The 12752-nt window shown below is 61.0% G+C and carries 12 protein-coding genes; 9 read left to right on the top strand and 3 right to left on the bottom strand.

Annotation, left to right across the window (positions count from 1 at the left end):
• Window positions 1–33: 33 nt before the first annotated feature.
• Window positions 34–747, bottom strand: a complete 714-nt coding sequence (locus tag GOQ25_RS13930; protein ID WP_160351081.1) for a hypothetical protein — start codon at window positions 745–747, stop codon at window positions 34–36.
• 179 nt (window positions 748–926) lie between these two features.
• On the opposite strand from GOQ25_RS13930, the gene fghA reads away from it, so the two are divergent.
• The 3 genes from fghA (at window position 927) to rpoH (ending at window position 3598) form a co-directional block, all read left to right on the top strand.
• Window positions 927–1781, top strand: coding sequence for an S-formylglutathione hydrolase (gene fghA / locus GOQ25_RS13925; RefSeq protein ID WP_202109470.1), 855 nt, complete (start codon window positions 927–929; stop codon window positions 1779–1781).
• A 79-nt stretch (window positions 1782–1860) separates the two neighbouring features.
• Complete coding sequence (locus tag GOQ25_RS13920) at window positions 1861–2550, top strand: hypothetical protein (RefSeq protein WP_160351126.1); 690 nt, start codon at window positions 1861–1863, stop codon at window positions 2548–2550.
• 163 nt (window positions 2551–2713) lie between these two features.
• Complete coding sequence (gene rpoH, locus GOQ25_RS13915; protein WP_160351080.1) at window positions 2714–3598, top strand: RNA polymerase sigma factor RpoH; 885 nt, start codon at window positions 2714–2716, stop codon at window positions 3596–3598.
• Window positions 3599–3961: 363 nt separating this feature from the next.
• On the opposite strand, the gene GOQ25_RS13910 is transcribed toward rpoH, so the two are convergent.
• Window positions 3962–4777: a phosphodiesterase gene (locus GOQ25_RS13910; RefSeq protein WP_160351079.1), complete on the bottom strand. Its 816-nt coding sequence runs from the start codon at window positions 4775–4777 to the stop codon at window positions 3962–3964.
• 183 nt (window positions 4778–4960) lie between these two features.
• On the opposite strand from GOQ25_RS13910, the gene GOQ25_RS13905 reads away from it, so the two are divergent.
• Window positions 4961–7531 carry a cation:proton antiporter gene (locus GOQ25_RS13905; RefSeq protein ID WP_160351078.1) on the top strand — a complete coding sequence of 857 codons (2571 nt, stop codon included), beginning with the start codon at window positions 4961–4963 and terminating at the stop codon, window positions 7529–7531.
• A gap of 1 nt (window position 7532) precedes the next feature.
• Here GOQ25_RS13905 and GOQ25_RS13900 read toward each other — a convergent pair whose 3' ends face one another.
• Window positions 7533–8360, bottom strand: a complete 828-nt coding sequence (locus GOQ25_RS13900; RefSeq protein WP_160351077.1) for an NUDIX hydrolase family protein — start codon at window positions 8358–8360, stop codon at window positions 7533–7535.
• Window positions 8361–8596: 236 nt separating this feature from the next.
• Here GOQ25_RS13900 and coxB point away from each other — a divergent pair, with 236 nt between their 5' ends.
• The 5 genes from coxB (at window position 8597) to GOQ25_RS13880 (ending at window position 12720) form a co-directional block, all read left to right on the top strand.
• Window positions 8597–9757 (top strand): cytochrome c oxidase subunit II, encoded by a 1161-nt coding sequence (gene coxB, locus GOQ25_RS13895; RefSeq protein ID WP_160351076.1) that lies wholly within the window; start codon window positions 8597–8599, stop codon window positions 9755–9757.
• 89 nt (window positions 9758–9846) lie between these two features.
• Window positions 9847–11469 carry a cytochrome c oxidase subunit I gene (gene ctaD, locus GOQ25_RS13890; RefSeq protein WP_160351075.1) on the top strand — a complete coding sequence of 541 codons (1623 nt, stop codon included), beginning with the start codon at window positions 9847–9849 and terminating at the stop codon, window positions 11467–11469.
• An 18-nt stretch (window positions 11470–11487) separates the two neighbouring features.
• Complete coding sequence (locus GOQ25_RS19550) at window positions 11488–11601, top strand: cytochrome oxidase small assembly protein (protein WP_236844245.1); 114 nt, start codon at window positions 11488–11490, stop codon at window positions 11599–11601.
• Window positions 11602–11609: 8 nt separating this feature from the next.
• Window positions 11610–11834 carry a DUF2970 domain-containing protein gene (locus tag GOQ25_RS13885; RefSeq protein ID WP_160351074.1) on the top strand — a complete coding sequence of 75 codons (225 nt, stop codon included), beginning with the start codon at window positions 11610–11612 and terminating at the stop codon, window positions 11832–11834.
• Window positions 11835–11844: 10 nt separating this feature from the next.
• Window positions 11845–12720: a cytochrome c oxidase subunit 3 gene (locus GOQ25_RS13880; RefSeq protein WP_160351073.1), complete on the top strand. Its 876-nt coding sequence runs from the start codon at window positions 11845–11847 to the stop codon at window positions 12718–12720.
• The last annotated feature ends 32 nt before the right edge of the window (window positions 12721–12752 follow it).

The raw sequence follows: 12752 nt of genomic DNA, 5'->3' as shown, positions 1-12752 counted from the left end.
CACGGGAGACCGGAAAATTGTCAAAGTGAGCAGCTATTGCGCCGCGTCTACCGGCTTCTTACGGGGTCTGCCACGCTGCCCGGGAGATACGCGCCGGCTGGCTGTATGGGCGAGGTTGGCGATGAACTCAGGGCCGCCGAGCGCCCATTGGCCCATCACGGCCTGGTCGATCCGCTGGCTTTGCTCGCGCGACAGTCCGTCATGCAGCCGGCGACGGTAATTTGCTTGTCGGTCAAACGGTGTATTGCCGCAAGCCCAGTAATCCGCGTGGTCCGACTGCCACTGCGTCGCAGGTGTCGCCGCCAACGTGTGGCCGGTGTGGTTACCGGCGGAAGACCAGGGCCAGGCCTCGGCATCTGGCGAGGCGCCGCTACGTACCGGGTAGGTTTCCAGCCATACCAGCGCGGGCAATACCCACACGCCTGGCTCCAGCAATGCGGATCGGTAGCGTCCCGCAAACACACGACCGCTGCGCAAGCGCGCCGCCAGATTCCGCCCCAGCGTCTGCATCAGACGCGGCAGGCCATCCTCGTCAGTGGGAGTCGCCAGCAGCAGGATGCGGTCGATCGCCAGTACCCACCCATGAACGGCGACACGATGGCGTTGCGCGGCTTCCCCCAGCCAGGTGGCCAATTGGTTCAACACCTCCTGCGGCGTCGGCTGCGAGGGCGTCGCCAGAGGGTGCACAAAATTCGCCTGAATCAGCTGGGGTAGGCCGGGGGCGTACAAACGGGGCAGTCGAGCCATAGCATGATAGGGCCGCGAAGCCGGACAGAACGGTGGTGTAGATCACTATATATAAATAGTGCCACACCCGTCGAGAGGCAATATCGACGGGCGTCACGCGGCACCGCGGGCGGGCGCCCGACCCGACCGCGCGGGTTAACATCGGGCGTCACGCAACCAGTCATATAGGATCACACGCCATGGCAGACTTGGAACTCATTTCCCAGCACCGCTGTTTCGGCGGTTGGCAACGTTTTTACCGGCATGCTTCGAGCGAAATCGGCCTGCCGATGCGATTCTCTGTTTTCCTTCCGCCCCACGCAGAACGGGGCCCCGTGCCCGTGCTGTTTTATCTGGCAGGCCTGACCTGCACCGAGGAAACCTTCATGATCAAAGGCGGCGCGCAACGGCTGGCCGCCGAATTGGGGATGATGCTGGTCGCCCCCGACACGAGCCCGCGTGGCGCGGGCGTGCCGGGCGAGGACGCGGACTGGGATTTCGGTACCGGCGCGGGCTTTTATCTCGATGCGACAACGTCCGCCTGGCGGCCGCACTACCGCATGGAAAGCTATGTGACCAAAGAGCTGTACGCCATCGCCACCGGGCAGCTGCCTGGCGACCCGGCGCGTACGGGGATCTTCGGCCATTCCATGGGCGGCCATGGCGCCCTGGTGCTGGCCCTGCGGCACCCAGATAAATTCCGCTCCGTTTCGGCCTTCGCGCCCATCGCTGCACCCACGCGCTGCCCCTGGGGGAAAAAGGCATTCGAGGGCTATCTTGGCACGGATACCGAGGCCTGGAAGGCCTATGACGCCAGCGAACTCATGGCCCGGGCGCAGCGCCCCTTCCCGGAGGGGATTCTGATCGATCAAGGCCTGGCCGATGGCTTTTTGGCCGAGCAACTTTACCCCGAGGCCTTCGAGGATGCCTGCCGCCAGGCGAATCAGCCGCTGACGCTGCGGCGCCACGCGGACTACGACCACGGCTATTACTTTATCTCGACCTTCATGGCCGACCATCTGCAGTTTCACGCCGAGCGACTGGGTTTGCGTTGAGGCGGCTTGCGGGCTATTGTGAATTGAATATCCCGCAACGCGCCGGGGCGGCCGCCCCGGTGTCTGAATGGATGACCCGGTGATCAACGGTTTCGCTCCTTTTATCTGGATGGCCTTAGTCGCCCTGGTGGTGCTGATCCCCGGCGGCCTGCTGTTATTCGGCCGAGGCGGTCCACGCGATGCCCGAGGGCGGCGGATGTTCCGCCTGCGCCCTGTTCGGCGGCTGTTCGGCCTCCTGCTGATTCTGCTCGCCGCCGTGTCGGCTTTCCTGGCGCTGACGCTGGTGCAGTTTCTACGGCTGACCACAGACGTGCCGGTCGCCAGCGTGTCGATGCGTGAGCAGGCGCCCGGAGCGTTTGTCGTGACCACGGCGCTTTCGGGCAGCGCGGACCGCGACTATGTCCTGACGGGCGACCAGTGGCAGATCGACGCCAAGGTGATCCGCTGGCGCCTGCCCGCCCTGCTGGCGGGCGCGCCGCCCTTGTACCGATTCGAGCGTCTGGCCGGGCGCTACACCGATATCCGGCAGGAACAAGAGGCGCCGCGTAGCGTGCACGATTTGTCAGACTGGCCGGTGCCGGATCTAGCAGTGCTCAGGCAGGTGTTCCCCAACTGGCTGCCCTTTGTCGACGTGCAATACGGTAGCGCCGCCTATATGCCGATGTTCGACGGTGCGCGCTATCAGGTCTATATGGACCCGCGCGGGGCGGTAGTCATACGCCCGGGCGACACGGTGACCGCCGAGGCGTTGAAGCAGCGTGGCTGGTAGCCCAGGCACAGAGGGTGCTGCCAGTCTGAATACGGTCCTAGCGTCACAAAATCTCAGACCAGTCTGAACTTTTACGCGGGCTGCCAGTCCAATTAGCACTCACATGGAGAGAGTGCTAATATCAAAGAATCCCGCTGTCAATTCCCACCTGGAGGACGCAACCATGAATCAACCCGGTAGCTCGTTGGCCCTTACTGGCAACGCCCTGGCGTTGGCCGTTGCCAATCCGGGCTCGCTAGGCACCATCGAGGCCTATATTTCCGCCGTCAACCGTCTGCCGGTCCTGACGGCCGAACGCGAAACCGAATTAGGTCGCCGCCTGCGCGATAACGACGATCTCGAGGCGGCTCGAGAACTCGTGTTGTCGCACCTGCGCCTGGTGGTGTCGGTTGCCCGTCAGTATCTGGGCTACGGCCTGCCGCACGCCGACCTAATCCAAGAAGGCAACGTCGGCCTGATGAAGGCCGTCAAGCGTTTCGATCCCGAGCGTGGTGTACGCCTGGTGTCGTTCGCCGTCCATTGGATCAAAGCCGAAATTCACGAATTCATCATCCGCAACTGGCGCATGGTGAAGGTCGCTACCACCAAAGCACAGCGCAAGCTGTTCTTTAACCTGCGCAGCATGCGCCCCGATGGCCAAACGCTCGATCGCGAGCAAGTCGACCATATCGCGCAAGCGCTGAACGTACGCCGCGAAGACGTCAGCGAAATGGAAGTCCGCCTGTCCGGCCGTGATCTGTCGCTGGAAAAGCAGGATGACGACGAGGACGCTTACGCGCCCATTTCGTACCTCTCTGACGAAGGGCAAGCCGAACCCACTCGCGTGCTGGATCGTCGTGAATACGATCAGCTACAAGGCACGGGCTTGGCCAACGCGTTGGAGGCGCTTGATCCGCGCGCGCGCCGTATCATCGAGGCGCGCTGGCTGCAGGACGAGGGCGGCGCCACGTTGCAGGATCTGGCCCAAGAGTTCGGCGTATCGGCCGAGCGTATTCGCCAGATCGAAGCCGCGGCACTGAAGAAGATGCGCGGCGCGTTGTCTGCCTGACGCCATTTCTACCGGCTGGTAAGCCAGTACACGTAAAACGGCCTCCTGGGTGTGGATGAATGTCCACCTCGGGGGGCCGTGTCGTTTACATACGGCCTATGCTTACTGCGGTGTTCCCAAGGCACGCCCAGGACCGGAGTCGGTTACATTTTGATGCAATTTCCAGCCCCGTAAAGGCCCCAATCGGGAAACTAAATCGCCGTAAACGTGACTAACCACTGTAGACGACAATCGCCGTTCACGGCACATGTAGTCTTGCATCCGTTTCGGCTTCTCCTCTTCCCCTCCCCTAAGAAACGGATGCTTGCAGGGCACCTCGCATATCGGTGCCCTATTTTTTTGCCGGCGCGGTCCTTGGGTCCGTCACGCCGCCTGTGATTTCGTCTGCACCGCCTGCCACGCTGGCACGCCGATACGCCGCACGCCCGTGGCAAACGAGCCATCCTGATAAAGCTTCAACCAGCGGTAGCCGGGCGGCGACGGATCGATCGCATGTTTGCCATCGCGCACAGTAAATTGAAAACAGGTCGAGGGCGTCGCCAGCAAGCGTAGATGATGGCGTCGGCGATCCAGCGCCTGATGCACATGACCCCACAGCAGCACGCGCGTGCGCGGCAGCGCGGCCAGGCGCTGAAACAGCGTAGACGCGTTTTCCAACATCATCGTGTCGGTAAAGCCGCTGGCGACTTGGATAGGATTGTGGTGCAGGGCCACAAGCACATGACGATCTTGATCGCCGGCCGCGGTTTCCAATAAATCCAGCTGTTCGTCGCTCAGATACCCCGCGTTCGAGCCCGGGATCGTGGAATCCAGCATCACGACGCGCCAAGCGCCGATATCGACCACGGGGTCGGTCCAGGGGCCCAGCACCTCGCGCATCACCAGGGGATCATCATGGTTGCCGGGTAGACAACGCACGGGCCAGTTCGTTTCCGTCAATACGTGTTGTAGACGTTCGTAGGCACACGGCGAACCATCTTGCGACAGATCGCCGGTGGCCAGCACCAGGTCCGGGCGATGCCCGTTCGCGCGCACCAGATCGATCACCGCGCGCAGACTGGCATCGGTGTTGACATGGCACATTTCGCTTTCCGGCTCGGCCATCAAGTGCAAATCGGTGAGTTGTACCAACAGCTTGGGCGCCTCGGCACGGACAGAGCTGGAATGTGAAGCCTTCAAAGGGCCTCCATGCAGTTTATTAAAGCTCAGTACCTTACCGAAAAAGCCGCCGAAATGGGTTGTTTCTCCGGCAGCAGCGTAACCAAACGTGCTGAATCCGGCACTGCACGCCTGCAAGCATCGCGACGAAAAAGCGCTATTCTGTGAGCCTGGCTGAACTCTCAGCGTCTCGACACTTCCTCCATGGATATTGGATTCATTGTTTTTGGACTTGCGGGCCTGCTTACGCTGGTCTGTTTCATGCCGCCCTTAGCGGGCCGCGTCAAGCTGCCCTATTCCGTCCTGCTGGCAATCGTGGGGTGTTTGCTGGGTGTGGGCCTGCACCTGCATGGCTGGGCGCCTCCGGTGCTGGGCGACCTGTTCGACACCATCGAGCGGTTCGAAATTTCGTCCGAAACTTTCCTGATGGTGTTTCTGCCCGTGCTGCTGTTCGAGACGGCACTGGCGATGAACGTGCGTCGCCTGATGGACGATATTGGTCCTATTTTGATGATGGCGATCGTGGCAGTGGTGGTGTGTACGCTGGTGGTCGGCTGGACCGTCAATGCCGTGTCGTCGTATGGGATGGTCGCGTGTTTGTTGCTTGGCGCCATCGTGGCCACCACCGATCCGGTGGCCGTGGTCGGTATTTTCCGCGAGGTGGGCGCGCCCAAGCGGCTGACAACATTGGTCGAGGGCGAGGCCCTGTTCAACGACGCGGCGTCGATTGCGTTGTACTCGGTGCTGCTGGCCGTCCTGGGCGGTACGGGCACCTTGAGCGCCGGGGGCGTGTTTACCGATTTCATCACGCACTTTATCGGGGGAGGCGTGGCCGGCTTTGTCATGGGCCGGGCTGCGTGCTTTCTGTTTGCCTGGTTGCGCGGCTTTCCTACAGCAGAAATCACGCTGACGCTGACCCTCGCCTATCTCTCGTTCTTTATTTCCGAGCATTATCTCGGCGTGTCGGGCGTGGTCGCCACGGTGATCGCGGGCCTGGTCGTGGGGTCTACCGGCCGCACGCGCATGTCGCCGGTGACCTTCGAGCACCTGGCCAGTTCCTGGGAACAATTCGGCTTCTGGGCGAACTCGCTGATCTTTATTTTCGCGGCGATGCTGGTGCCCAAGCTCATGGCCGCCACGGACCCGCAAGAGTTGCTGCTGATTGTCGTGGTGTTTGTGGCGACCCTGTTCGCCCGTGCGTTGGTCGTATTCGGGCTGCTGCCACTACTGGGTTTGACGCCCTTTGGCACCAAGGTCAGCACGCCATACAAAACCGTCATGACCTGGGGAGGCTTGCGCGGCGCCGTGTCGCTGGCGCTGGCCTTGGCCGTGACCGAGCAAAGCGCCGTTCCCGAGGCCGAGAGACACTTTATTGCCGTGGTGACCACGGGCTTTGTGCTGGCCACGCTGTTCATCAACGGCATGACGTTGCGCCCGCTGATTCGAATGCTGGGGATCAATCAGCTCTCGAGTGCCGAGCGCACGATACGCAATCAGGCCTTGATGGTGGCGCTGGGGGACCTGCAGGGCAAGGCCGACGAAATCGCGGACACCGACCACATCAGTCCGGAAGCCCGCGACCGCATACACTCGGTGTTCGATGCCAGCCTGGCCAGTGTGCACGATGGCCAAGTGGGCCAGATGTCGCACGAGCAGCGGGTCCAAGTCGGGCTGGTCATTCTCGCGCAGCGCGAGCAGGAAATGTTCTTCGATATCCTGAAGGCGCAGATCGTGGATTGGCGTCTCGCCGAGTCGCTATTGGCGCGATCGGAACGATTAGAAGACGTGGTGCGTAACGGTGGCCTGGAAGGTTTTGAAAAGGGCATGGCGGCCGACGTTCGCTATTCACGCGCATTCCGTATCGCGCTGCGCATGCACTACATGTTTGGCTTTCAAGGATGGCTGGCCTACGAGCTCGGTAAACGGTTTGCGAGCCTCTTGACCAAGCGGTCCGTGGCACAGCGATTGATTATCTTCGCGCAGCAGCAGATCGCGCCCTTGCTCGGCGATGCGGCCGCCCAACAAATCGTGGCTGTGCATCAGCGCCGCCTCGACATGATTGTCCATGCCTTGCAATCGCTGAATCTGCAATATCCCTCCTACGCATTGTGGCTGCAGGAAAGCTACCTGGGTCGCACGGCGCGCGAGCTGGAACGCATCCGCTATCACGACATGCTCGAGCAGTTCCTCATCAGCGGCGAGGTTTATGCGGATCTCATGAGTCAGCTCAAAGGACGCTGGCGTCATATCGACAAGCACCCGCCGCTGGATATGGAGCTCAGCGCCGCCGAACTCATCAAGCGTGTGCCTTTGTTCGAAGGTTTAAGCGCCGATTCCCTGCATGCGATCGGCCGGTTGCTCAAACCCCGCCTCGCGCTGCCGGACCAACCGGTACTCACGCGCGGACGTCACGGGCTGGAGATGTGCTTTGTCGCCTCGGGTGCGGTGTCCGTGCATTTGCCCGATGGCACGACGATCGAACTAGGCAGTGGCGAATTCTTTGGCGAACTGGCGCTGCTGGGCGAACAGCAGATCACGCCGGACGTGCATTCACTGGGATATAGCAAGCTCTTGATGCTGTCCCTGCGCGACTTCGAGGCCTTGCTTGCGCGCGATGCCGATTTGCGCGAACGGGTGCAGCTGGTGGCCAAACAGCGGCTGCGCGCGATCGAGGTCTGGAAACAGTATTCGCAAACCGGTACGACCACCCCGTCCGAAAAGCCCGCCGATCCCCCCGCGGACATCGGCCCGGCAGCCCCGTCCAACGTCAGCTAGCTTAAATCTCGCCGTGCGCGTGGCGGCGGGTGATGTCTTCCAGGATGACGAGCGCGGCTTCTACCGTGAAGTCGCCCTCGTCGATGCGACGCAGAGCCTCGGCCACGCTGATCTGTTCAATTTCCATGACCTCGCCATCCTGGTTCACCGGGCATGTGCCGGCCGGCAACACGCAGGTGCTGGTGAGAATGTCCTCGACCTGATAACCCTCCGGCAGGCGACGGTGCATGCGCAATACCGTGCGCAACGGCGTACGGGCCGCGAGACTGTCGGGCGAGAGGCCGGCTTCTTCCGCGCATTCGCGCAATAGTGCGTGTTCCAGATCTTCCTGACTGCTGGCTAAACCGCCAACCAGCGTGTCCCACATGCCGGGATCGGTGGATTTACTCAACGCACGACGCGCGACCCACAATTTACCGTCCGGCGTCCAGGCATTCAGATGCACGGCGCGGGTCAATAGACCCAGGGGCCGCATGGCGGCGCGTTCGATCATGCCGAGCCGGGTGTCCATGGCGAATACATCCATGAGCTCATTACGCCAGCCGCGCAGGCAGTCGGCTTCGCGCAGCGTCTGTGCAACCCGAGCGAGCAATGCGTCCAGCTCGGCGCCCACGGGCAGCCCTGTTCCAATGCGCAGCGCATCGGGTTGCACTTGTACGCCAGCCAGCTGGCTGAGCGCATCGCAGGCGGCGTGCGTGGCCCACCCACAGCAATGGTCGGCAATATAGAGCGGGCGCGCTAATTCTGGCGGCGGCTCTTGTACGCGCTCGGCTAACCGCGTGTAGCGCGCGGACCAATGGGCGTCGTTGTCAATCGGGGCATATAACATGGGTGGATTTTAGTGCACACGGCCAACGCCGGCGCGCGCCGGATCGATGTTGTTGTGTATGATGCTGGAGCGTGAGATAACACCGGAAGGGGCGTCCGCTATAATTCCGAGGTTAGGGATTCAGGCCGGCCGCCGTCTCTGGGTCCAAGTCGCACCTGCCGTCTTAATAATTGCGAGCATTCCGTCCGCTGCAGCATCCCGGCCCGGAAGAGCCCGCAACATGTTTCGGAGTAAGCATGAAGAAGTGGTGGAGAGGGGTACTAAGCGTTTGTGGTTTGCTGTTTAGCTGTGCCGTCGGCGCGAAAGTAGAAAATATGCCCGGCGGACCCAAGGTTGATCAGCTCAACCTTCCCGAAGGCGTGACGCAGATCGCGCAGGATGTGATGTGGCTTCACTGGCTGCTGCTGACGATATGCGGCCTGATTTTCATTGGCGTCTTTGGCGTCATGTTCTATTCGATCTGGGCGCACCGCAAATCGCGCGGACACCAGGCCTCCACTTTTCATGAGCATCTGGGCGTTGAAGTCGCCTGGACGGTTATCCCTTTCATTATCGTGATTGCCATGGCCCTGCCCGCTACGCGGACGGTGGTTGCCATGAAGGACACTTCAAGCTCGGACATGACGGTCAAGGTCACGGGCTACCAATGGAAATGGGGCTACGAGTACCTCGATGGACCAGCGAGTGGCGTGAAGTTCCTGGCTACCCTGTCGACGCCTCGCGCGCAGATCGAGAATCGCGAGCCCAAGGGTCTGTATTACCTGATGGAGACCGATAACCATCTGGTCGTGCCTGTCGACAAGAAGATTCGTGTCGTGGTGACGGCCGCCGACGTGATTCACTCGTGGATGGTCCCCGACTTTGGTGTGAAGCAGGATGCGATCCCCGGCTTTTTGCGCGATACCTGGTTCCGCGCGGAGAAGCCCGGCATTTATCGCGGTCAGTGCGCGGAGCTGTGCGGCAAGGATCACGCCTTTATGCCTATCGTGGTCGAAGTGCTGCCGCAAGATAAGTTCGACGCGTGGGCCGAAGAGCAGAAAAAGAAAATGGCGGCCAACGCGGACGATCCCAACAAGGAATGGACCGCGGAAGAACTCATCGCGCGAGGCGAAAAGGTCTACGCCGCCAACTGTGTAGCCTGTCACCAGGCTAACGGTAAAGGCGTACCCGGCTCCTTTCCGGCCCTGGATGGCGACAAAACCGTCTTAGGTCCCAAAGACGCACAACTCGATGTCGTGCTGCACGGCCGGCCCGGAACGGCGATGGCCGCGTTCGGCGGTCAGTTGAATGACGTCGAAATCGCCGCTGTCGTCACCTATACCCGCAACGCCTGGAGCAACGCAGGCAAGGGCGAAGACCCCGTGGTTCAGCCCAAGGACTCGGTCGCTAAGCGCTGATCGCTAGCCCGTCCTTGAAGCGCAGAACCCGTTACGAGACATCACCGGACTCTCGCACGAGTCCGGCAAAGAGTAGGAAGGAGTCGATCATGAGCAGCGTCACTGTAGACCACGTCGCGCCGGGCCACGGGCACAGCCACGGCCACGATGACCACGATGACCATCACCACGCCATTCCGACAGGATGGCGACGTTGGCTGTTTGCGACCAACCACAAAGACATCGGGACGATGTATCTCATCTTCTCGTTCGTCATGTTGCTCGAGGGTGGCACGCTCGCCCTGCTCTTGCGCACGGAATTGTTCGAACCGGGTATTCAGTTCTTTCAGCCGGAACTCTTTAACCAGTTCACCACGATGCACGGACTCATCATGGTGTTCGGCGCGATCATGCCGGCCTTTGTGGGCTTTGCGAACTGGATGATTCCGCTGCAGATCGGCGCCTCGGATATGGCGTTCGCGCGGATGAATAACTTCAGCTTCTGGTTGCTGCCAGTGGCGGGCATCATGCTGACGGCGTCGTTCTTCGTGCCCGGTGGCGCGACGGCGGCAGGCTGGACCTTATATGCGCCGCTGTCCACGCAGATGGGTCCCGGCATGGATCTGGCCATCTTCGCGGTGCACATCATGGGCGCCTCGTCCATCATGGGCGCGATCAACGTGATCGTCACGATCCTCAACATGCGTGCCCCGGGCATGACGTTGATGAAGATGCCGCTGTTTTGCTGGACGTGGTTGATCACGGCTTTCCTCTTGATCGCGGTGATGCCGGTGCTGGCCGCGGCGATCACGATGCTACTGACGGATCGCCATTTCGGCACCGGGTTCTTTAATGCCGCCGCGGGCGGCGACCCCGTGCTGTATCAGCACGTGTTCTGGTTCTTCGGGCACCCCGAGGTTTACATCATGATCTTGCCGGCGTTCGGGATCGTGTCGGCCATCGTGCCCGCGTTCTCGCGCAAGAAGTTGTTCGGCTATGCCTCGATGGTGTATGCGACCTCGGCCATCGCGGTGCTGTCCTTTATCGTGTGGGCGCACCACATGTTCACCACCGGCATGCCGATCACCGGTCAGCTGTATTTCATGTACGCCACCATGCTGATCTCCATCCCCACCGGGGTGAAGGTGTTTAACTGGGTGGCCACGATGTGGCGCGGTTCGATGACGTTCGAAACGCCGATGTTGTTCTCGATCGGGTTTATCTTCGTGTTCACGATCGGCGGCTTCACGGGCCTGATTCTGTCGGTGGCGCCTATCGATATTCAAGTCCACGATACCTATTACGTGGTGGCGCACTTCCACTACGTGCTGGTGGCGGGTTCGCTCTTCGCGTTGTTCGCGGGCGCCTATTACTGGGTGCCGAAGTGGACCGGCCGCATGTACAACGAAAAGCTGGGCAAGCTGCATTTCTGGTCGACGCTGATTTCGTTTAACGTGACCTTCTTCCCGATGCACTTTCTGGGTCTGGCTGGCATGCCGCGCCGTTATGTGGATTATGCGGCGCAGTTCACGACCTTCCACCAGATCGCGACGATTGGCGCGTTCTGGTTTGGCATCTCGCAGTTGCTCTTCCTCTACATCATGGTGCAGTGCTATCGCGGCAAGGGTGCGATCGCGCCGGCCAAGCCGTGGGAAGGTGCCGAGGGTCTGGAATGGACGGTGCCGTCGCCGGCGCCCTTCCATACCTTCGAGACGCCGCCCGAGGTGAAGTAAGCACAAGAGGTGATAGTCATGACTCCGGAGCAACGCCGTCGTAATAAGAAAGTTGCGCTGATCTTGGTGGCGCTGGTGGTGGCGTTGTTCGCCTGGACGTTCTTTCGCGGCTCCGTGGTGTTTACCAAATAGGTGCTGCGATGACCCAAGACATCCGTGATGCTTCGCGACGCAAGCTGAGCTTTTTTCAAACGCTCAAAGCCGTGTTGTGGGGAATGTTCGGCGTGCGTCGCGGGTCGGGTTATCAAGAGGATGCGGCCAAGCTTAACCCCGTGCATCTGATCATCGCGGGCATCTTGGCAGGCGTGATTTTTGTATTGGTGCTAATCGCGATCGTGCGATGGGCCGTGGCGAGTTTGAGCTAAGGAGACGACCATGAGTGCAAGCCACTCGGTTCATGTGAAAGAGGCGCCTTACTACTACGTACCCGCGGATTCCGCGCACCCCGTGCGCACAGCGGTCTGTCTGTTGGCGATGGGCTTGGGCGCGGCGGCTTGGATTAACCAGGTCGGCTGGGGCAAGTGGGTCGTGCTGGTGGGCTTTCTGGGTCTGATCACCTCGCTCTATTACTGGTTTGGCGATGCGATACAGGAATCGGAAACCGGCCTGAACAGCAGACGCATCGATGTGTCGTATCGATGGAGCATGAGCTGGTTCATCTTTTCCGAGGTCATGTTCTTTGCGGCGTTTTTCGGCGCGCTCTGGTATGTGCGTACGATCACGACGCCATGGCTGGGTGACCTGGATCACCGCTTGATGCTGTGGCCGGATTTTCAGGCGGCGTGGCCGAACTTCGGGCCGGCCGGGGTGGTCGAGCCGTTCCAGACCGTGGGCCCGTTCTGGCTGCCGACCATCAATACCGCGTTGCTGCTGACCTCGGGTGTCACGCTGACCATCGCGCACCATGCGCTGCGTGAGGACCATCGTCGCAAGGCGATCTTCTGGTTGTTCGCCACGGTGGCGCTTGGTTTTATCTTCGTGGTGTGCCAGGCGTATGAGTACCGTCACGCTATTTACGACCTGAACCTGAAATTCAGCTCTGGCGCGTATGGGTCGCTGTTTTACATGCTGACTGGCTTTCACGGCTTTCACGTGATCATTGGCGCGACCATGCTGACGGTGATCATGATCCGTCTGATGCGCGGCCACTTCACCCCTCAGCATCACTTCGGCTTTGAGGGCGCGGCGTGGTACTGGCACTTCGTGGACGTGGTGTGGCTGGGCCTGTATTTGTTTGTCTACTGGTTCTAAGCGAACACGGGCGTCACCGTGGCATCGGGGTG

Source organism: Bordetella sp. 15P40C-2, from assembly GCF_009763235.1.
In the GTDB taxonomy this organism is placed as follows: Bacteria; Pseudomonadota; Gammaproteobacteria; order Burkholderiales; family Burkholderiaceae_B; genus Bordetella_A.
This window is presented reverse-complemented; position numbering and strand designations above follow the sequence as displayed.

Excerpts from the sequence above, each read along its gene's own strand:
- GOQ25_RS13930 (WP_160351081.1), bottom strand. The coding sequence starts at position 747 with ATGGCTCGACTGCCCCGTTTGTACGCCCCCGGCCTACCCCAGCTGATT.
- fghA (WP_202109470.1), top strand. The coding sequence starts at position 927 with ATGGCAGACTTGGAACTCATTTCCCAGCACCGCTGTTTCGGCGGTTGG.
- rpoH (WP_160351080.1), top strand. The coding sequence starts at position 2,714 with ATGAATCAACCCGGTAGCTCGTTGGCCCTTACTGGCAACGCCCTGGCG.
- GOQ25_RS13905 (WP_160351078.1), top strand. The coding sequence starts at position 4,961 with ATGGATATTGGATTCATTGTTTTTGGACTTGCGGGCCTGCTTACGCTG.
- GOQ25_RS13900 (WP_160351077.1), bottom strand. The coding sequence starts at position 8,360 with ATGTTATATGCCCCGATTGACAACGACGCCCATTGGTCCGCGCGCTAC.
- coxB (WP_160351076.1), top strand. The coding sequence starts at position 8,597 with ATGAAGAAGTGGTGGAGAGGGGTACTAAGCGTTTGTGGTTTGCTGTTT.
- ctaD (WP_160351075.1), top strand. The coding sequence starts at position 9,847 with ATGAGCAGCGTCACTGTAGACCACGTCGCGCCGGGCCACGGGCACAGC.
- GOQ25_RS19550 (WP_236844245.1), top strand. The coding sequence starts at position 11,488 with ATGACTCCGGAGCAACGCCGTCGTAATAAGAAAGTTGCGCTGATCTTG.
- GOQ25_RS13885 (WP_160351074.1), top strand. The coding sequence starts at position 11,610 with ATGACCCAAGACATCCGTGATGCTTCGCGACGCAAGCTGAGCTTTTTT.
- GOQ25_RS13880 (WP_160351073.1), top strand. The coding sequence starts at position 11,845 with ATGAGTGCAAGCCACTCGGTTCATGTGAAAGAGGCGCCTTACTACTAC.